The sequence below is a fragment of the Oricola nitratireducens genome (assembly GCF_014904745.1).
GTDB classification, from domain to species: domain Bacteria; phylum Pseudomonadota; class Alphaproteobacteria; order Rhizobiales; family Rhizobiaceae; genus Oricola; species Oricola nitratireducens.
The window spans coordinates 131,148-150,948 of the sequence record NZ_JACZCS010000050.1 but is presented as its reverse complement, the minus strand read 5'-3'; the positions used below and the strand labels follow the sequence as shown (position 1 = coordinate 150,948).

16 protein-coding genes and 1 tRNA gene are annotated in these 19,801 nt (G+C 63.0%); 9 read left to right on the top strand and 8 right to left on the bottom strand.

Features of this window, described 5'->3' with window-relative positions; genetic code table 11:
• Window position 1: 1 nt before the first annotated feature.
• Genes trpC through IG169_RS21260 form a run of 3 tightly spaced genes read right to left on the bottom strand, consistent with a single transcriptional unit; the run spans window position 2 to window position 3,756 of the window.
• Window positions 2-820 (bottom strand): indole-3-glycerol phosphate synthase TrpC, encoded by an 819-nt coding sequence (trpC, locus tag IG169_RS21270; RefSeq protein ID WP_193178273.1) that lies wholly within the window; start codon window positions 818-820, stop codon window positions 2-4.
• Between the two features lie 13 nt (window positions 821-833).
• The gene (gene trpD / locus IG169_RS21265) at window positions 834-1,853 is read right to left on the bottom strand and encodes an anthranilate phosphoribosyltransferase (RefSeq protein ID WP_193178272.1); all 1,020 of its coding nucleotides are present in this window, start codon (window positions 1,851-1,853) and stop codon (window positions 834-836) included.
• Window positions 1,854-1,863: 10 nt separating this feature from the next.
• The gene (locus IG169_RS21260) at window positions 1,864-3,756 is read right to left on the bottom strand and encodes a peptidylprolyl isomerase (RefSeq protein WP_193178271.1); all 1,893 of its coding nucleotides are present in this window, start codon (window positions 3,754-3,756) and stop codon (window positions 1,864-1,866) included.
• A gap of 139 nt (window positions 3,757-3,895) precedes the next feature.
• On the opposite strand from IG169_RS21260, the gene tpiA reads away from it, so the two are divergent.
• The 4 genes from tpiA to IG169_RS21240 all read left to right on the top strand — a co-directional run bounded on the left by tpiA (window position 3,896) and on the right by IG169_RS21240 (window position 8,690).
• Window positions 3,896-4,657 (top strand): triose-phosphate isomerase, encoded by a 762-nt coding sequence (gene tpiA / locus IG169_RS21255; RefSeq protein ID WP_193178270.1) that lies wholly within the window; start codon window positions 3,896-3,898, stop codon window positions 4,655-4,657.
• Window positions 4,658-4,734: 77 nt separating this feature from the next.
• The gene (secG, locus tag IG169_RS21250; RefSeq protein WP_193178269.1) at window positions 4,735-5,169 is read left to right on the top strand and encodes a preprotein translocase subunit SecG; all 435 of its coding nucleotides are present in this window, start codon (window positions 4,735-4,737) and stop codon (window positions 5,167-5,169) included.
• Window positions 5,170-5,265: 96 nt separating this feature from the next.
• Window positions 5,266-6,894 carry a CTP synthase gene (gene pyrG / locus IG169_RS21245; RefSeq protein WP_193178268.1) on the top strand — a complete coding sequence of 543 codons (1,629 nt, stop codon included), beginning with the start codon at window positions 5,266-5,268 and terminating at the stop codon, window positions 6,892-6,894.
• A 143-nt stretch (window positions 6,895-7,037) separates the two neighbouring features.
• Window positions 7,038-8,690, top strand: a complete 1,653-nt coding sequence (locus IG169_RS21240) for a sulfatase-like hydrolase/transferase (protein ID WP_193178267.1) — start codon at window positions 7,038-7,040, stop codon at window positions 8,688-8,690.
• Window positions 8,691-8,697: 7 nt separating this feature from the next.
• On the opposite strand, the gene IG169_RS21235 is transcribed toward IG169_RS21240, so the two are convergent.
• Complete coding sequence (locus IG169_RS21235; protein ID WP_193178266.1) at window positions 8,698-9,630, bottom strand: endonuclease/exonuclease/phosphatase family protein; 933 nt, start codon at window positions 9,628-9,630, stop codon at window positions 8,698-8,700.
• Window positions 9,631-9,769: 139 nt separating this feature from the next.
• On the opposite strand from IG169_RS21235, the gene IG169_RS21230 reads away from it, so the two are divergent.
• Both IG169_RS21230 and IG169_RS24280 read left to right on the top strand, forming a co-directional pair.
• Window positions 9,770-10,063: a hypothetical protein gene (locus IG169_RS21230; RefSeq protein ID WP_193178265.1), complete on the top strand. Its 294-nt coding sequence runs from the start codon at window positions 9,770-9,772 to the stop codon at window positions 10,061-10,063.
• A 97-nt stretch (window positions 10,064-10,160) separates the two neighbouring features.
• Window positions 10,161-10,289, top strand: coding sequence for a hypothetical protein (locus tag IG169_RS24280; protein WP_281435953.1), 129 nt, complete (start codon window positions 10,161-10,163; stop codon window positions 10,287-10,289).
• A 127-nt stretch (window positions 10,290-10,416) separates the two neighbouring features.
• Here IG169_RS24280 and IG169_RS21225 read toward each other — a convergent pair whose 3' ends face one another.
• Window positions 10,417-12,585 carry a methyl-accepting chemotaxis protein gene (locus tag IG169_RS21225; protein ID WP_343225689.1) on the bottom strand — a complete coding sequence of 723 codons (2,169 nt, stop codon included), beginning with the start codon at window positions 12,583-12,585 and terminating at the stop codon, window positions 10,417-10,419.
• A gap of 672 nt (window positions 12,586-13,257) precedes the next feature.
• Here IG169_RS21225 and IG169_RS21220 point away from each other — a divergent pair.
• Window positions 13,258-13,614 carry a VanZ family protein gene (locus IG169_RS21220; protein WP_193178263.1) on the top strand — a complete coding sequence of 119 codons (357 nt, stop codon included), beginning with the start codon at window positions 13,258-13,260 and terminating at the stop codon, window positions 13,612-13,614.
• Between the two features lie 489 nt (window positions 13,615-14,103).
• Here the strand turns inward: IG169_RS21220 and IG169_RS21215 are convergent.
• Window positions 14,104-14,179 (bottom strand) — tRNA-Lys (locus tag IG169_RS21215).
• Window positions 14,180-14,389: 210 nt separating this feature from the next.
• Between IG169_RS21215 and IG169_RS21210 the strand changes: the two genes are divergently transcribed.
• Complete coding sequence (locus tag IG169_RS21210; RefSeq protein ID WP_193178262.1) at window positions 14,390-15,157, top strand: cytochrome c biogenesis CcdA family protein; 768 nt, start codon at window positions 14,390-14,392, stop codon at window positions 15,155-15,157.
• Here IG169_RS21210 and IG169_RS21205 read toward each other — a convergent pair.
• Window positions 15,154-16,089, bottom strand: coding sequence for a DMT family transporter (locus IG169_RS21205; RefSeq protein ID WP_193178261.1), 936 nt, complete (start codon window positions 16,087-16,089; stop codon window positions 15,154-15,156). The two genes, IG169_RS21210 and IG169_RS21205, sit on opposite strands and share 4 nt — an antisense overlap.
• 240 nt (window positions 16,090-16,329) lie before the next feature.
• Here IG169_RS21205 and glmU point away from each other — a divergent pair, with 240 nt between their 5' ends.
• Entirely contained in the window at window positions 16,330-17,676 is a 1,347-nt protein-coding gene (gene glmU, locus IG169_RS21200; RefSeq protein WP_193178260.1) for a bifunctional UDP-N-acetylglucosamine diphosphorylase/glucosamine-1-phosphate N-acetyltransferase GlmU, read from the top strand.
• Here the strand turns inward: glmU and recG are convergent.
• Complete coding sequence (recG, locus tag IG169_RS21195; RefSeq protein ID WP_193178259.1) at window positions 17,673-19,781, bottom strand: ATP-dependent DNA helicase RecG; 2,109 nt, start codon at window positions 19,779-19,781, stop codon at window positions 17,673-17,675. The genes glmU and recG overlap by 4 nt on opposite strands.
• Between the last annotated feature and the right edge of the window lie 20 nt (window positions 19,782-19,801).

Sequence of the window (19,801 nt, the reverse complement as noted above, 5' to 3'; positions counted from 1 at the left end):
GTCAGGCCGTCTTCCGGTCTGCCGCCGCGTTGCCGGTCAGCAGGGCGCGCGTCGCCGCCTCGACGTCGTCCTGTCGCATCAGGCTTTCGCCGACGAGGAATGTCGAGATGCCGGACCGCGCCAGGCGCAGGCAGTCGTCATGGGTGAAAACGCCGCTTTCGCCGACCAGCAGCCTGTCGCCGCCCACCATGGAAGCGAGCCGCTCGGAGGTCGCGAGATCGACCTCGAACGTGCGCAGATTGCGGTTGTTCACGCCCAGCAGCTTTGACGACAGCTTGAGCGCGCGCTCGGTCTCATCCTCGTCATGGACCTCGATCAGCGCGTCCATGCCCAGTTCGAAGGCGGCATCCTCGAGCGCGCGTGCCTCGTCGTCGCTCAGCGATGCCATGATGATGAGGATCGCGTCGGCGCCCCAGTGCCTGGCCTCGTAGACCTGGTAGGGCTCGAACATGAAGTCCTTGCGCAAGGCGGGCAGCGAACAGGCCGCGCGCGCCGCCGCCAGGAAATCGGGAGATCCCTGGAAGGAGGGCTTGTCGGTCAGGACGGAGAGACAGGCCGCTCCGCCGCGTTCATAGGCCGCCGCCAGCGCCGGCGGATCGAAATCGGCGCGGATCAGCCCCTTGGACGGGCTCGCCTTCTTGATCTCGGCGATCAGGCCGAACGTGCCGTCGGTCTTGCGCGCTTCGAGCGCGGCGAGAAATCCACGCGGCGGTGCAGCGTCGGCAAGCTGCGCCTTGAGCTCCGCCACGGGGAGAGCGGCTTTCGCGGCGGCGATTTCCTCGCGTTTGTAAGCCTCTATTCTTTTAAGGATATCAGTCATCTATGCAGACACCTTAAACCGTTTCGCCACGTGACAGTCGCGTCGCCCTGTCTGCGACGGCCTTGGCGTGACCCTGGTCGATCGAATCTTCGGCCTTCCGCAGTCCTTCCGCGAGATCGCCGGCGAGCCCGGCAACGATGAGCCCGGCCGCGGCGTTGAGGCAGGCGATATCGCGATAGGCGTTTTTCGCGCCGGAGAGGACCTCGCGCAGTGCTGCCGCGTTCGCCTTCGGATCGCCGCCCTTGAGGTCCGCGATCCCGACACGCTTCAGCCCGACATCCTCAGGCGTGATCGTGAAGGTCGAGATGGCGCCGCCCTTGAGTTCCGCTACCTGCGTCGTGCCGGATGTCGTCAGTTCGTCCAGCCCGTCGCCATGTACGACCCAGACATGTTCCGATCCGAGCGCCTTGAGAACCTCGGCGAGCGGTTCCACCCATTCCGGCGAAAAGACGCCGACCACCTGGCGCGTGACGCCGGCCGGGTTGGAGAGCGGGCCGAGCAGGTTGAAGATGGTGCGCGTGCCCAGTTCGACCCGGCTCGGACCGACATGACGCATGGCCGCGTGGTGCGCCGGAGCGAACATGAAGCCGAGCCCGCCTTCGCGAATGCATCGGCCGATCGTCGCCGGACTGGCTTCCAGATCGAATCCGAGTTCGGCGAGCGCCTCGGCGGAGCCGGATTTCGAGGAAAGCGAGCGGTTGCCATGCTTGGCGATCGTCGCGCCCGCGCCGCAGGCGACGAAAGCGGCACAGGTCGACACGTTGTAGCTGCCGGAATTGTCACCGCCGGTGCCGACAATGTCGATGGCGCCCGCCGGGGCGTCGACCCGTGTCATCTTCTCGCGCATGACGGTGACGGCGCCGGTTATTTCCTCGACCGTCTCGCCGCGCACCCTGAGCGCCATCAGGAAGCCGCCGATTTGGGACGGCGTGGCGTTGCCCGACATCATCACGTCGAACGCGGCGCGCGCTTCCTCTCTCGAAAGAGCCTCGCCGTTCGCCGCTTTCGCAATGAAGGGTTTGAGATCGTCCATGGGAACCTTTTTACCGTGCGCTGATCGCGCGCTGCATCGCATTCTGGTTCACCTGAACCGGGTAGATCGTTTGCAGTTCGGCGACCATCTGGTCAAGCAGATCGTCGGCGATGCTCTTGCGTACGCCGTCGCGAACGCCCGCGCCGAGGTTTTCGGCGCCGCCGACGGCTTCCGATACGCCGGTCACCCTGAACACCTGATAGGCGTTGCCGGACGGCGCCGGCGCGGTTCCGCTGTGCTGCGGGCCGCCGTCGAAGATTTCGGCGATACCGTTGGCGCCGAGATCGGCGTCGTTGGCGCCGCGCTGCAGGCCATACTTGTTCTGAACGTTCAGGCCTTCGGATTCGGCGATCGCGGCAAGGGTTTCGCCCTTCGCCAGCCGGTCCGCGAGCGCCTTTGCCTTGTCGGCGATACGGCGCTGGGTTTCCTCGGCCATCCAGTCCGCCTTCACCTTGTCGGAGACCTCGTCGAAGCTACGGTCGCGCGCAGGCGTCACGTCGACGACCTCGTACCAGAGGAACCCGCTATTGGCGGCATTGATCGGCGGATTGTCGACGCCGACCTCGCTATCAAACGCGGCGGCGATCATGTCCTTCTGTTCCGGCACGCTGGTCACCGTCTCGCCGGACGGCGTTCGGCCCTCGGCGTCGACGGCCTCGATGATCTGCATCGGAAGCTTCTGGCGGGCAGCCGCCTCCTGCATGGTGTCGCCGGCGGCGCGCGCATCCTCATAGGCGTCGTGAATGTTGAGCAGCGTGTCGTTAGCGGTAATAAGCGCGAGTTCGTGCCGAATCTGGCCGCTCACCTTGTCGAGCGGCTCGACGGAAGCGGGATTGATCGCGGTCACGCGCAGAATGACCGGTCCGAAGGCGCCGGCGACCACGTCGCTGACGTCGCCGGGATTGGCGAGCGCGAAGGCCGCGTCGGCAACGGCCGGCTCGGGCAGGGCGGATTTCTCGAAAGTCCCGATCTGGACGTCGGCCATCGTCTTGCCGGCGTCCTTGACGGCATCCTCGAAGCTCTGCCCGGCGAGGATGCGCTGATGCGCGGCCGTGGCGGCTGCCTCGTCGGGAAAGACGATCTGCTCGATCGTCCGCGTCTCCGCCGTGGTGTACTTGTCCTTGTGGGCCTCGTAATCGGCCTTGATGTCGTCTTCTGAAACCGACGCCTCGTCGATGATCGCTTCCGGCGTCAGGCGCACATATTCGATCTTGCGGTATTCCGGCGCGCGGTAGGCGTTCTTCTTGGTTTCGAAATACGACTTCAGCGTCGCTTCGTCCGGCGCCGTGACCGGCTCGATCGAGCCTTCGCCGACAGTGATGAACTCGACGTCGCGTTTTTCCCCGCTGTGCTTGGCGAATGCTTCCAGCATCACCTGCGGCGCCTTGATGCCGTCGGAAACCGCTTCCACGATCTGCTGGCGGACGGCGACCTCTTCGCGATTGCGGATATAATCGGCTTCGTCCATGCCGATGCTTCGCAGCGCCATTCGGAAATTGTCGCGGCTGAATTTGCCGTTCACGCCCTGGAACGCCGGATCCTCGGCGATCAGCTTGGCGAGACGGTCCTGCGAAAGGCCGAGCTGCATCACCCGTGACTGCTCGTCCAGGACGGCGCCTGCGACCATCTGTCCGAGCACGGCGCGGTCGATGCCGAAGGCGCGCGCCTGGTCGCGTGTGATCCGTTCGCCGAGCTGGCGCGAGTAGACGTTGATCTGCCTGTCATAGGCGAGGCGGTAGTCAAGCCCGGAAACCTTTGTCTTTCCGGCTGTCACGACGGCATCGGCGGCGACGCCGCTAAGCATCTGGCCCGATACGCCCCAAATACCGAAACTCGCAAGGAGCAGGAGGAGAAGCGCCTTGGCGACCCAGGACTGGGAGGATTTGCGGAGACCGTCGAGCATGTTTGATGGACCTGATTTCGTTTCCCGCGCTTTTTAGGAGTGCTTGGCGGGCGACGCAAGCACGTCCGGGGGCGGGCGGGCCTTTTCCTCGGAGCGCCGAAGCGTTAACAGGACGCGAGGATATGAGAAAGGGAAAGCCATGACGCCGGGCGTGACACCAATCGTTGCAGGAAACTGGAAGATGAACGGCACTGCCGCTTCGCTCGACGAGATCGGCGATGTCTGCGCGGGACTGGATGCCGAAGACACCCTTCCGCATGAAACGCTGCTTTGCGTGCCCGCGACCCTGGTCGAGCGTGCCGCCGCGGTGGCCGCCGAAAGCGCGCTGTCCATTGGCGGCGAGGACTGCCATGCGAAGGAAAGCGGCGCGCATACCGGTGACATCTCCGCCGAAATGCTTGCCGACGCCGGAGCGTCCTTCATCATCGTCGGCCATTCCGAGCGCCGCACCGATCACGGCGAAACCGATGCGGTTGTCGCAGCCAAGGCGGAGGCTGTCTGGCGCGCCGGCCTGACGGCGATCATCTGTGTCGGCGAAACCCGCGAGGAACGCGAGGCAGGCAAGGCGGAGGAGGTCGTCGGCGCACAGCTTGCCGGTTCGGTTCCCGCCGCCATGACGGCCACCAATGCGGTCATCGCTTACGAGCCGGTCTGGGCGATCGGCACCGGCCTCGTTCCGTCGAACGATGACATTGGCGCGATGCACACATTCATCCGCAAGACGATGTCTTCGCGTTTTGGCGCCGAAGGTGAGGCTGTGCGCATTCTTTACGGCGGATCGGTGAAGCCCGGCAATGCGGCAGAAATCTTCGCCATTGCCAATGTCGATGGCGGCCTCATCGGCGGCGCAAGCTTGAAAGCGGCGGACTTTCTCGCCATCTGTGACGGAATAAACGCATGACGGGCCGATAAGGCCTTCAAATTACCGGGTTGAGCGTGTAGAGACGCGCGGCGAAACGAAAGAACAAGACAAACCAAATGCAAACCGTCCTGATAGTCATCCATCTCATGGTCGTGGTCGCCCTTGTGGGCGTCGTGCTCCTGCAGCGCTCCGAAGGCGGTGCGCTCGGCATGGGCGGTGGCGGAACCGGCGGCTTCATGTCGGCGCGCGGTGCGGCCGATACGCTGACCCGCACGACAGGGATTCTGGCGGCGGCATTCTTCGCGACCTCGATCGGTCTTGGCCTGATCGCACGCTACGGCGCGAATCCGACCGATATTCTCGACCGTGTTCCCGCGCAGGTGCAGCAGCAGAATGGAACGGAACAGCCCGTTCCGAACTCCGGCGGCGTTCTCGATCTTCTCGGCGGACAGGACCAGGCTCCGGCGGCCGGCAGTGAAGCGCCGGCTGCAGGCGCAGACGCGCCGGCGACGCCGGAAACCCCTGCCGCTCCTGCGGTTCCCAACAACTGATCTTTATTCCAGTCACCGACGCCTCGTGTGGGTAAATCCACGCGAGGCGTTTTTTCCTTTGCGGAATCGTTTTCGAGGGGATATCCGTCGAGTCCCATGGCACGGTATGTATTCATCACTGGTGGCGTGGTTTCTTCCCTTGGAAAAGGTATCGCCTCCGCCGCTCTCGGCGCGCTTTTGCAGGCGCGCGGCTACAGCGTCCGGCTGAAGAAACTCGACCCCTACCTCAATGTCGATCCCGGCACGATGTCGCCGTATCAACACGGCGAGGTCTTCGTCACTGACGACGGCGCCGAAACCGACCTCGATCTGGGGCACTACGAGCGGTTCACCGGCCGCTCGGCAAACCAGAACGACAACATCACCACCGGGCGCATCTACCAGAACATCATCGCCAAGGAGCGCCGCGGCGATTATCTCGGCGCGACGGTGCAGGTCATTCCGCACGTCACCGACGAGATCAAGAATTTCGTCATCGACGGCAACAAGGGCTACGATTTCGTCCTGTGCGAGATCGGCGGCACCGTCGGCGACATCGAGGCCATGCCCTTCATGGAAGCGATCCGCCAGCTCGGCAACGACCTGCCGCGCGGCAATGCGGTCTATGTCCACCTGACGCTGATGCCCTATATTCCGGCCGCCGGCGAACTGAAAACCAAGCCGACCCAGCATTCGGTCAAGGAACTGCGCTCCATCGGCATCGCGCCGGACATCCTGCTCGTGCGCGCCGACCGTGAAATCCCGGAAGCCGAGCGCAAGAAGCTTTCGCTGTTCTGTAATGTGCGCGAATCCGCCGTCATCCAGGCGCTCGATGTCGCTTCGATCTACGATGTTCCGAAAGCCTATCACGATGAAGGCCTCGACGAGGAGGTGCTGGCCGCCTTCGGTATCGAGCCCGCGCCGCAGCCGCGCATGGGGGTCTGGGAAGACGTCTCCGACCGGGTCCACAATCCGGAAGGCGAGGTGACCATCGCCATCGTCGGCAAGTACACCGGATTGAAAGACGCCTACAAATCGCTGATCGAGGCGCTCCATCACGGCGGCATGGCCAACCGGGTGAAGGTCAATCTGGAATGGATCGAGTCGGAGGTCTTCGAAAGCGAGGACCCGGCGACCTATCTGGAGAACGTGCACGGAATTCTCGTGCCGGGCGGCTTCGGCGAACGCGGCGCCGAAGGCAAGATCGCCGCGGCCACCTTCGCGCGCGAACGCAAGGTTCCCTATTTCGGCATCTGTTTCGGCATGCAGATGGCCTGTATCGAGGCGGCGCGCTCGCTTGCCGGCATCGCGGGCGCGTCTTCCACCGAATTCGGCCCCGCCAAGGAACCGGTCGTCGGCCTGATGACCGAATGGCTGAAGGGCAACATGCTCGAAAAGCGCACTCAGGCCGGCGATCTTGGCGGCACCATGCGCCTCGGCGCCTACAAGGCGACCCTCAAGGAAGGCACGAAGATCGCTGATATCTACGGCACGACCGACATTTCGGAGCGCCACCGCCATCGTTACGAGGTCAATATCGACTATCGGGAGCGTCTGGAGGGTTGCGGCCTTGTCTTCTCCGGCCTGTCGCCCGACGGCGTTCTGCCCGAGACCATCGAATATTCCGACCATCCGTGGTTCATCGGTGTGCAGTACCATCCGGAACTGAAATCGCGCCCCTTCGAACCGCACCCGCTTTTCGGCAGCTTCATCGAGGCCGCGCTGGAACAGAGCCGGCTGGTCTGATCAGCGGCTTCGGGCCGCCCGTTCCTGTACACGTCCACGGAATCGGCGGTGGCCGGAATAGACTTTCGCACCGACTTGCAGTCACATGACCGCCGGAACCGGGAGAAGACGGCTCCCGCATGTAAGACGAGCACTGGAAGTCGATGACGCGAAAGATCCGCAATATCCTCTTCATCATGTATGACCAGCTTCGCTCCGACTATCTGGGCTGCGCCGGCCATCCTTATCTCGAGACGCCGCATATGGATGCGCTGGCGGCGCGCGGTGTCCGCTTTTCGCGCTGCTATGTGCAATCGCCGGTCTGCGGCGCCTCGCGGATGAGCTTCTATACCGGCCGCTACGTCCACAGCCACGGCGCGGCCTGGAACAACTTCCCGCTCAAGGTCGGCGAGCAGACGCTGGGCGATCACCTGCGCAGGATCGGCATGCAGTCCTGGCTGATCGGCAAGACCCATATGAAGGTCGACGAGGACGGCATGACCCGTCTGGGCATCGCCCGCGATGGCATCATCGGCGCGCGTGTTTCCGAATGTGGCTTCGACGTTTTCGTGCGCGATGACGGGCTATGGAGCGAAGGCCCGGACGGCTTCTACGACTCGAAACGTTCGCCCTATAACGAATATCTGAAATCGAAGGGCTATGCCGGGTCGAACCCTTGGCACGATTTCGCCAATTCCGGCGTCGCGGACGACGGCGAGATCGCGTCGGGCTGGTTCATGAAGCATGCCGACAAGCCCGCCAACATCGACAACGACGATTCCGAGACACCCTGGCTCACCAGCCGGATGATCGACTTCCTGCGGCAGCGCGAGACCGAGACCGCGCCATGGCTCTGCCATCTCTCCTACATCAAGCCGCACTGGCCTTACATCGTGCCCGCGCCCTATCACGCCATGTACGGTCACAACCAGATCCTGCCGGCGGTCCGCCATCCGGGCGAGCGCGACGATCCGCACCCGGTCTACGGCGCCTTCATGGGCAATGCGATCGGCCAGGCGTTTTCGCGCGACGAAGTGCGCGAGAAGGTGATCCCCGCCTATATGGGCCTTGTCAAACAGTGCGACGACGAACTCGGCCGCCTGATGAAATATCTCGAAGAGACCGGACGGCTGCACGACACGATGATCGTCCTGACCTCCGACCACGGCGACTACCTCGGCGATCACTGGCTGGGCGAAAAGGATCTGTTCCACGAACAGTCGGTCAAGGTGCCGCTCATCGTTTACGATCCGTCGCCGGAGGCCGATGCCACGCGCGGCTCGGTTTGCGACGAACTGGTCGAAAGCATCGATCTCGCCGCAACCTTCATCGAGGCGGCCGGCGGCAAGGTGCCGGACCACATTGTCGAGGGCCGGTCTCTGCGTCTGCTCCTGCGTGGCGAAAAGCCGGAGGACTGGCGCGACTTCGCGGTCAGCGAATACGACTATTCGGCGACGCCGATGGCGGCGAAGCTCGGCATGGCGCCGCGCGATGCGCGCCTCTTCATGATCGCCGACAAGAAATGGAAGTTCATGCATGCCGAAGGCGGTCTGCGGCCCATGCTGTTCGACCTGCAGAGCGATCCGGAGGAATATGTCGACCTCGGCGCGAGCCCGGACCATCAGGACGTCATCGACATGATGTATGACCGGCTCGCCCGCTGGGCGCGGCGCATGGCCCAGCGCACGACGATTTCCGATGACCAGATCATTGCAGGGCGGGGAAAATCGCGCCGCAAGGGCGTGTTGCTCGGCGTTTACGACAGCGGCGAGGTGGATCCGGAACTGACCGCCAAATACCGCGGACCGGCGTCCTGATCCGCGGTCACAAGCCTTTGAATTCGATCACCAGCGCTGCATGGTCGCTGGCATGCGGCCGGTGGAAGCCGACGCCGGGCAGGCGTTTGCCCGAATAGCGCCCCGCATCCCGTCCGAGCCCCTCGCGCAGGTAATCGGGTCGCGCATCCGGCCATGCCTGCGCTAGCGCGGGCGAGGCGAGCATGGCGTCGGGCCGGGAATAGATGCCGCTGTCCTCGAAATGATATGACCACCGGCGCTCCGCCGGGATGCGCTGCACGAGATCGTTCGAGAAATCCCCGAGCAGCGGCGCGATCGCGCGTTCGCCGCGGGGCTCTTCCATGGGTTCGTTGAGGTCGCCGAGAACCAGCCAGAAGGCGTCTTCCTTGCCTTCGAACCGGCGTTCGATCAACCGACGGACCGCCAGCGCCTCCAGCCGCCGCGCGCTCCACGCGCTTTCCGGGTCGGGATAGGGCGCCTTGAAATGGGTGGCGAAAATCGCCAGATCGCGGAATCTCGCGCTGAGGCAATCGCGCCGGAAGACCGGTTCGGCGGGATCGCGGCCTGGCAGGCATTCGAGGCCGAGATCGGCGGGCGTCAGCGACGCGTGGCTGGTCACGTCCTCCGGTTCGATCCGGCTCATCAATGCGACATCGTATCCGCGCCCGTCATTGCCGGGGATGCAGATACGGTGCGGGTAGGGCGCAGCTCCTTCCTTCACGAGATAGCGGTCGTGGAAATGGTCGAGCGTTTCCTGGTCGAAGACCTCCTGCAGCGCGACGACATCGGCATCCGCCCGTTTCAGAACCGCTGCGGTGAGAAGACGGTCGATCGGATCGAGAGCTCGGTCATCCGCCATGCTCGCACCCGAATCGTCCCTGTCCTGCGCGCCGGACAGCCGTGCGCCGGCCGGCGAACCGCTAAGGCGGAGATTTTGCACATTGAAAGTGGCGATACGCATGGGCCTGTAATCGTTCGTTCCCGGACCGGACTTGCAGGTAGCGTAGACCGGCTCCACGGTTCTTGTCACACCGCCGGTTCGTCGCGGGGCGCACGCCGCATGTCTGTCATCGATCCGGAAAATATGCTCTAATTGACAAATGATCTCGCTCGAAGATTGTCTTGGATTTTGCGACCTCACCGAAGAGGAAGTGCTCGCCATTGCCGAGCATGAACACATGCCCGAAATGGCCGCGATTGCTTACGGCCAATATCTCGCGCATGCCGAGCACGGCACCGAACAAATCGGCCGGATGATCGTCGACGACATCCGCGCCGCCCAGCAGAAGGGCGACTGCGAACATGTCAGGACGCTGCTGCACGTCTTGCACCATTTCCTGAAATCGCATCCGCAGGCTGCGCCTGCCGGGCATCCCTGGCACAAGGTGTTTTGAACCGGGCCGCGCCGGTGCGCCTGTCGCGATTAACGATAGGCGGACAGCCTTCCGTCGGGGCATTTCCCTTTGGTGATTCGGGTGATATCCTGACGGTATGAAAACGCTTGTCGTTCTTGCTGCTCTGGTGATCTTCGTTGTCTGGGATTTTGCCCAGAACAACGGGTATGCGACTGATGCCGTGATCCGCGAGATCATCGGCCTTGCGCGATCATTCGGCTTCTGAGCGCAATCTGAGCGTCGGCCGTTTCGGCCATCTCCGTCGTCCCCCGGAATGACCGGCCCTAAAAATGGGAAGGGGCACCGCATTTTATGATGCGATGCCCCCGCGCTCATTGATAGCTTTGAAAGGATCACGCCGCTTGGCGGCGTGTCTTCTCGTGGTCTGCACTCACCGAGAAATGCCCGACCTGCTCGCTCAGTTCGTCGGCCTCGCCGGACAGGGAGAAGGCGGACGCCGTGGTTTCCTCGACCATCGCCGCGTTCTGCTGCGTGAACTGGTCGAGTTCGCCGACGGATGCGCTGATTTCTCCGAGGCGGGTCGCCTGTTCGCGCGAGGTATTGGCGATCACGCCGATATGCCCGTTCATCGCCTCGATATTGGTTTCGATGACGCCGAGGCTCTCGCCGGTTTCGAGGACGAGCGCGACGCCGTCCTCGACGTCCTGCGTCGAACGGCCGATCAGCTGGTTGATTTCCTTGGCGGCATTTGCCGACCGTTGTGCCAGTTCGCGCACTTCCTCGGCGACAACCGCAAATCCGCGGCCCGCTTCGCCGGCACGCGCCGCTTCGACGCCGGCATTCAGTGCGAGAAGGTTCGTCTGGAACGCGATCTGGTCGATAAGGTCGATGATATTGCGGATTTCACCGGACGATCCTTCGATTCGCCGCATTGCGACGATGGCGTCCTTGACCACCTTGGACGATTTCTCGGCGTTCTGCATCGTGTCGCTTGTGACTTCGACGGCCGTATTGCAGCGGTCGAGCGCCATGTTGATCGAATTGGTCATCTCCGCGAGCGCCGAGGCGCTCTCTTCAAGCGTGACCGCCTGGCGTTCGGTGCGTCTCGAGAGGTTTTCCGATGATTCGCGCATGCTCCCCGACCCGCTGCGGATCGAATCCGCGCTGGTGCGGATGGCTTTCATCGTGGTTTCGAGCTGGTCCATCGACCGGTTGAAATTGACCCGCAACTCGTCGAGAGACTGCGGGAACGGCTCGTCGATACGCCAGGCAAGCCGGCCGTTGGCAAGGTTGGTAAGGCCGGTGCCGAGCGCCGAGACGACCATTTCGAGCTCCCGGGCGCTTCTTTCCTTTTCGGCGTCGCGAAGCTGTCGCTCCTCGGTGATCTGGCGGTCGCGCTGAACGGCCTCGGCTTCGATGGAATCCTTTTCCAGCGCGTTCTTGCGAAACGATTCCAGCGCCCGCGCCATTGCGCCGACTTCGTCCTTGCGGGCGGTCGACGCGATCTCGATCGATGTGTCGCCCGATGTCAGGCGGTTCATCAGCCCGGCGAGGTCGATCAGCGGCTTCGTCATCCCTGCCGAGACCAGATAGCCGGCGATGCTCATGACGGCCACGACGGCAATTGTCGCAAGGAATGCCATCAGGGCGAGGGTGTTGGCCGAAGCGAGAATCGCTTCCTTCGACTGGCCGATCGCCAGCAGATGTTTTTGTCCGAAGATGCTGATCGGCGTGAAGGAATAGAACATGTCCGTATTGCCCGCCGTGACGAACATGGATCCGGCGTTCGCTGCAGCCGCGGCCTGTACCAGATCGGCGGGTGTCTTCGTCTTGATGGCCGCCGGTGCCGTGCCGGCGCGGAATTTGCCGTCGCCGCCAAGCAGGAACGCCTCGTCGATCGTGTCTCCGAGCCCTTTCGGCTTTACGAAAGCGGCGAGTTTCTGCGCCGAGATCCGGAAGATGACGGTTCCCTTCTGGCTGATCGTGCCCCAGCTGTTGAAAACCAGCGGACGCGCCACGAATGCCGACACCGCGCCATCCTCGCTATCGTAGGGAGTGAAACCGAGCTTGTGCGTTTCGGTCAGTTCGCCGGCCTCGGTCTCTTTGACGAGCTCCGCCAGCGGTTCGTTACCCGGGTCCGCGACATTGGTGAGCAACTCCCGTCCCTTGGTTGCGGAAAAGACGATGTCGCCCTTGGTGTTGACGAGATAGATGTCGCTGGCGCCGGTGTTCTGCCATGCATTGAACAGCGAACCGTGGATCTTGCCGTACTGCACCGCATACATCAGCTTGAGGCCGCCGCCCTCGAAATTGGCGCGTTCCTCGACGCTCATGCCGGGTGCCTGGAAACTTGCCCGGATGTCCGGTGCTTCCGCGTTGAGCAGGGCCGCTGCCGAATCGATCGCGTCACCAAGCGCGTTGTTCTTCGAAATGTCCGACAGAGCCTGTTCGATACGCACCATGCCCGAGGAAATCGTCGCCGCCTGGTTTTCGGCGATCATGTCCAGCCTAATCTTGCTGGCGTCGATCAAGCCGCTCTTACCGATCTCGTAGCTGATCACGCCGACCGCCGCGCAGGAAATCAAGGCTGCGCCGACAACAAGCCCCGCAAATTTGACCTTGATAGAAAGAAGAGAATCCTTCTTCGCAGTGAGAGAAAATCCCCCGACCATAACCGTCCCGTCCCATCCCGTTGAAAATCACTGACGGCCTATGATCGCGAGTAAGCGTTACGCCGAGCTTAACGCTGTGGGCGAAAAAGGCAGTAAAAACATACCGTAAGGTCAGGTCCATGCCCGAACTGACCAGGGCGCTTCAGCGGACGCGTTCAAGGAACAGACGTGCTGTGCGACAAGCGCCGGAGCGCCTTCGCGAAGATTGATGGAGAGACGCCGGCGAGCTTGATGACACGCAGCTAGGCGACCGTTCCGCGGAAACAATTGCGGGACTGTTGGTGAGCGCGCAGGGGCTCGGACCCTGGATGTTTTGATCAACTATCCGACCTGCCTGGAGCTGCGTTTATCCGGCAACCAATCAGGATCACACCTGTAACTTGGGCGCTTGGACCGCAATGCAGCTCCGGTTGAATAGGCCCTTCAACCATACGGAATTGTAACTTGCGCGTCATTGTCGGGACACGGTGTTGGCATCAAAGCTTGTAAAAGGACCACCGGGGCGGCGCGACGAATGAATTTCGGGCCGCCAACTCGCAAACACTCGTTTATGGAGAGCGGATGACACAAAAGCCCCTTCGCATCGTCGCCTGGCTTGTTTTGCTCATGCTGGCTTTCTTTACGCTTTCACCGATAGAGCTGCGACCGCACACCGCGTTGCCCGCGGATGTCGAGCGAATGGCGGCGTTTATGGTCACCGGCCTCCTGTTCGCCGCTGCGTATCCCAAGCGGATCTGGCTGGCCGCCATCATCGTTATGATCAGCGTGTTTGGCCTGGAGTGGATGCAGACCTTGCGCCCGGATCGTCATGGACAAATCGACGATGCTCTCGTGAAGGCGACCGGCGCGTGCGCCGGATTGGGCCTTGGCTGGATTGCTCATAAAATGCACCGGCATTTGCGCCGCCAACAGCCTTGATGAGCCGGGGAATCATATCTTCCGGGAAACGAAGCTCGGCAGCTTGAGACAGCCACCACGGCGATCGCTTATTTCCGTCTCATCCAACTGACAACGTAGACCAAAATCGCGGCCCCGCAGACAGCGGTAACGATGATTTTGGTCGTAAGATCACTGTCTTCAAATCCGTGAGGAACAACGAGCATCTCTTATCTCCGTGACCGAGAGGCACTACGCGCCGCAATCGTGGCTATTCTTCCTTGAGGCTCATCAAAAGTCCTCTGTGAGAACCTTGACCCGTCCTGCCTCGTCGAACTCTCATTCGCATCACACTTCTGCGAGGCCTTTGTTTGGACGGCCGGCAGGCAAATCATCGATAGCATCAGTGGAGGTAACAACGGCAATCCGCTTGTCGCCGTCAAAGGCCTCCAAAAGCATCTCGGCAGGTGGAGACGCTTTTCTGCTCCACACTGGAAAATGGCATTTAATTTTCAGATATTCGGTGGTTTTTGGTGAGCGCGCAGGGGTTCGAACCCTGGACCTACTGATTAAAAGTCAGTTGCTCTACCAGCTGAGCTACGCGCTCCCGATCGGCTGGCGTACCTGCCGTCAAGTCGGGATGTTCATAGGGATGACGTCCTATCCGGTCAACCCGGTTTCACCGGCCGGAGGTTGAAAAAACGTGGCAATTCGACGCCGCGCGCAATGGTGATTTCACCGTGAGCCGCTTATGTCCTAAGAGACGGGCGCTGGCCGCCGATTGGCCGGCGAAGACAGACACCGGACCGGAGCATACATGTCCATCGACGTTTCCTATGTCAGTGCGCTCGGCGCGGGTGCGATCTCATTTCTTTCGCCCTGTGTCCTGCCGTTGGTGCCACCCTATCTGTGCTACATGGCGGGCGTTTCCGTCGACCAGTTTCGCGGCGCGCCAGGCCCGGATGGCGCCGCTGTGGCCGAGGCGCCCGTCGCGGCCGTCAGATTGCCCCTGATTGCCGCCGCTCTCGCCTTCATTGCCGGTTTTTCGACCGTCTTCGTTGCGCTTGGCGCGGGAGCCAGCACGATCGGCGTCTTCCTGCGTGCATATCAGGATTGGCTGGCGATCGCGGCCGGTATCGTCATCATCGTCATGGGGCTGAATTTCCTTGGCGTCTTCCGCATCGCCCTGTTCTCGCGCGAGGCAAGGTTCCAGACGCGCGGCGCGCCCGCCAATCCGTTTGCCGCTTATGTCATGGGGCTTGCCTTCGCCTTCGGCTGGACGCCCTGCATCGGGCCCGTCCTCGGGCCGATCCTGACATTGGCCGGCGCCAGGGACAGTGTCGCCGAGGGCGCCGCGCTGCTGGCGGTCTACTCCGCCGGCCTCGGCATCCCGTTCCTGTTGGCGGCCGTGTTTTCGGGCGCGTTCATGCGTTTCATGCAGTCGTTCCGCAGCCATCTGGGCACCGTCGAGAAGGTGATCGGCGGATTGCTGGTGCTTGCCGGCATCCTGTTCCTGACCGGCGGCATGCAGTCGATGTCGTTCTGGTTGCTGGAGCGTTTCCCCGTTCTCGGAACGCTCGGCTAGGCGGTTTTCGCCTTCAGCCTGCGAAGCAGGTTCGCCGGGAAGGTCGCGATGATCACCCCCGCCATGACCAGGGCTATTCCCGCCGCATGGAAGGGCTGGAAGTCTTCGCCGAGAAAGGTGATCGCCAACCCGACGCCATAAGGCGGCAGCAGATACATGAAGACGCCCGCGATCGAGGCGCCGAGCGCGCGCACGCCGAACTGGTAGGTGGAAAAGGCGAGCAGCGACGAGATGAAGACAATTCCGCCGATTGCCGCCCAGCTGTGCGGCGCCGTCGGCAGGGCGTCTCCCTGGCCGATTTCCCACAGGGCGACCGGCAGGTTGGAGAGCGCCCCGAAGATCGCAACGAGCCCGAACAGCGGCATGTTGCCGATCTGGCGGACCGGTTCGGACCGATAGAGGATCGAATAGCCGGCCCAGCTTACCGCGCCGGCGAACACCAGCAGGTCGCCGATATTGAGCGAGAGCGACAGGGCGGTTTCGATCGATCCGCGCAGCACAATGACGGCGACCCCGGTAAAAGCGACCGCTGTGCCGACGACTTCGCGCGCATGGCTGCGCCGCCCGGTGAAAATGCGCTCGAGCAGCAGGATCAGCACCGGCGATGTCGTGTAGATCAGCGTCGCATTGGTCGCCGTGGTATATTTCAGCGCGAGATAGATGCCGCCGCCGCAGATGCCCATGCCGAGGATTCCGAGTAGGGCGAGCCGTCGCCATTGCGCTTGCACAAGCGGAACGACCGACGCGCGGTGCATGACCAGAAGCGGGGACAGGATCAGCGCGACCGCCCCCCAGCGCATCGTTGCGAGAAGGAACGGCGCCACTTCTCCGGTCACGTAGCGGCCGAAAATGAGATTGGTGGAGAAGAAGAGCGGCGATGCCAGCATCACGACATAGGGAAGCGGCGAGGGCGAAGGCTGGTTGGTCGACATGTGACCGCCTTAAAGCAATTCCGGGAAAAGTGGAAACCGGTATTCCGTCCGGAATTGCGTGAAAACAAGGAGTCGGGGACGGTCGTCGATTCCGTGAAACGATGGCCGTCTCTGGTCTTTCCGAAGTTCGGCGGTAAGCGCGCGAATACCGAAATCCGTCACGTCGTATGGAACTTGCGCGGGAATCCCGCTATGCGGCTCGCTGAGCCGCATATCTTACCCGTCCGGAGGCCTGAACCCATGGCGCGCACCTGCCTAACCATCATCCTTGCAGCCGGTCAGGGGACCCGGATGAAATCCGCCCTGCCGAAAGTGTTGCATCCGGTCGCCGGCATTCCGATGGCGGCCCATGTGGCGGAGACCGCGCGGGCAGCCGGCAGCGAGGCTATCGCCGTTGTCGTCGGGCACGGCAGCGATGATGTCCGCGACGCGCTCGCCGGTGCGCTGGAGGGTGCCAGCTTCCACGAGCAGACGGAACAACTCGGCACGGCGCATGCGGTCCTTGCGGCGCGTGACGCGATCGCCAGGGGCTATGACGACGTGCTGGTGATGTTCGGCGACACGCCGCTGGTGCGCCCGCAGGTCATGCAGGAAGCGCGCGCGAAGCTCGCCGGGGGCGCTGCGGTCGTCGTCGTCGGCTTCCGGCCCGAAAATCCGTTCGGCTACGGCCGGCTGATCGAGGCCGGCGGTCACTTGCTGGCGATCCGCGAGGAACGTGATACATCGGACGAAGAAAAAGGCATAAGCCTCTGTAACGGAGGGATAATGGCGTTTTCCGGACGCCATGTTCTCGAATTCCTCGACGCGGTCGGCAACGCCAACGCCAAGGGTGAATATTACATGACCGACACGGTCGAGATCGCCCGCAAGCAGGGCCGTGATGTCGTTGCTATAGAGGCGCCGGTCGAGGACGTGATCGGGGTCAACACGCGGGCCGATCTCGCGGCCGTCGAGGCGATCTGGCAGCGCCGCGCGCGCGATCGCATGCTGGCGGGTGGCGTGACGATGATCGCGCCGGAGACCGTTTTCCTCAGCCATGACACGGTTATCGAACCCGATGTCGTCATCGAACCTAATGTCGTCTTCGGTCTGGGCGTGACGGTGCGGTCCGGCGCGCGGATCCACGCCTTTTGCCATTTCGAGCAAGCGACCATCGGCGAGCGCGCCGAGGTTGGTCCGTTCGCGCGCCTGCGACCGGGCGCCGATCTCAGGGAACGCTCCAAGGTCGGCAATTTCTGCGAGGTCAAGAAATCCGTCATCGGCGAGGGCGCCAAGGTCAACCACCTGACCTATATCGGCGACGCCGTGATCGGCCCCAAGGCGAATATCGGCGCGGGAACGATCACCTGCAACTATGACGGTTTCGGCAAGCACCTGACCGAAATCGGCGAAAATGCCTTCGTCGGTTCCAATTCTTCGCTCGTTGCTCCGGTTCGCATCGGCAACGGCGCTTACATCGCGTCCGGCAGCGTGGTCACCATGTCCGTCCCGGACGATGCCGTCGCCTTCGGGCGGGCGCGCCAGGAGAACAAGGAAGGCATGGCGCTGAAGCTGCGTGCCCGGCTCAAGGCCGCGAAGAAGGCCTAGCCCGCCCGCAGAAGCCGGATCGCCTCGTCGCGCTCGAACAGGTAGAGCAAGGTGCGCAGTGCCTTGCCGCGTTCCGAGTGCAGATCGGCATCGGTTTCGATGACCAGTCGGGCGTCGTCGCGCGCGATCTCGAGAAGATCGGCGTGGTCGGCCAGCGAGGCGAGCCTGTAATTCGCGGCGCCCGATTGCCGCGTGCCGAGGATTTCGCCTTCGCCGCGCAGCTTCAGGTCCTCCTCGGCGATCCGAAACCCGTCTTCGGTTTCCCGCATGATCGCCAGCCTGGCATGCGCCACTTCGCCGAGCGGCTCCTTGTAGAGCAGCAGGCAGGTGGAATGATCGCTGCCGCGTCCGACCCGCCCGCGCAGCTGATGCAACTGGGCGAGGCCGAAGCGCTCGGCGTGTTCGATCACCATGATCGTCGCGTCCGGCACATCGACACCGACCTCGATCACCGTGGTTGCGACGAGAAGCCGGATGTCGCCCTGCTTGAAGGCCTGCATCACAGCGTCCTTCTCGTCGCCCTTCATGCGGCCGTGGACGAGACCGAGCGGCGCGCTGATGACCTTTTTCAGGGTATCGAACCGTTCCTCCGCCGAAGCGACCTTCAACTCCTCGTTTTCTTCGACAAGCGGGCAGATCCAGTAGACCTTCTGACCGTTGGCGATGGCGTTGCGGACCCGATCGACGACTTCGTCCAGCCGGACGAGCGGAACGGTGACGGTTTTTACCGGCTGGCGGCCCGGCGGCTTGGTATCGAGCTTGGAGACGTCCATGTCGCCGTAAGCGGTGAGAACCAGCGTCCGAGGGATAGGCGTCGCCGTCATCACCAGCATGTCGGAGTGCTGACCCTTCGAGGAAAGCAACAGACGCTGGTGCACGCCGAACCGGTGCTGCTCGTCGACGACCGCGAGGCCGAGATCGCGAAACTGCACGCTTTCCTGGAACAGCGCGTGCGTGCCGACGAGAATGTCGATGTCGCCGGCCTTCAGCGCGGCTAGCGTTTCATCGCGCGCCTTGCCCTTTTCGCGCCCCGTCAGGATCTCGATGCGCAGCCCGGCGGCGCGCGCCAGCGGGCTGATCGATGCGAAGTGCTGGCGGGCGAGGATTTCCGTGGGCGCCATCATCGCCGCCTGCGCGCCCGATTCGATGACGTTCGCCATCGCAAGCAGCGCGACGATGGTCTTGCCCGAACCGACATCGCCCTGCAGAAGCCGCAGCATCCGCTCGGGCTTCTCCTGGTCGATACGGATTTCGCCAAGCGAGCGCTCCTGCGCCTCGGTCAAGCGATGGCCGAAGGCCTCGCGAATGCGCGCGGCGAGATCGCCGCTGCCCTGGAAAACGCGGCCGGCGGTTTTCTTCAGTTTCCGGCGCACCAGGCCGAGCGCCAACTGTCCGGCGAGCAGTTCGTCATAGGCGAGGCGCCGTCGCGCGGGATTCTGCAGATCGACATCGGCCTCGTCGCGCGGTCCGTGCAATCGCGCCAGGCTCTCCCGAAACCCGGAAAACCCATGTTTTGCAACGACATGCGGATCGATCCACTCGGGCAGGTCGGGAACGCGTTCCAGCGCCGACAGGATCGCCTTGCGCAACACCTTGGGCGAAACGCCTGCCGTTAGCGGATAGACCGGTTCGACGAGCGGCAGGTCGGCGGCGTTCGCCTCGCTGACGATATGGTCCGGATGCACCATGGTCGGGCGTCCGTTGAACCATTCCACCCGGCCGGAAACGAGCATGATCTCGCCCACGGGCAACGTCTTTTCCAGCCAGGCCGGTTTGGAATGAAAGAAGACGAAGCCGATCTCGCCCGTCTCGTCATGGGCGAAAACCCGGTAGGGTACATTACTGCGCCCGCGCGGCGAGGGCTGGTGGCGGTCGATCCGCACCTTCAGCGTCACGATCGCGCCTTCCGGCGCAAAGGCGATCCCCGGCTGCTTGCGCCGGTCGATGATCGAGTGCGGCAGATGGAAGACGAGCCCGAGAACGCGCGGTTCCTGCATCGATTCCGGGACCGGCAGCAGGTTGCACAGAAGTTTCGCGATCCGCGGGCCGATACCGTCGACAACGCTGACGGGCGCAAACAGGGGATCGAGGACATTCGGGCGCATGCCGCCATCTTTAATCCCGG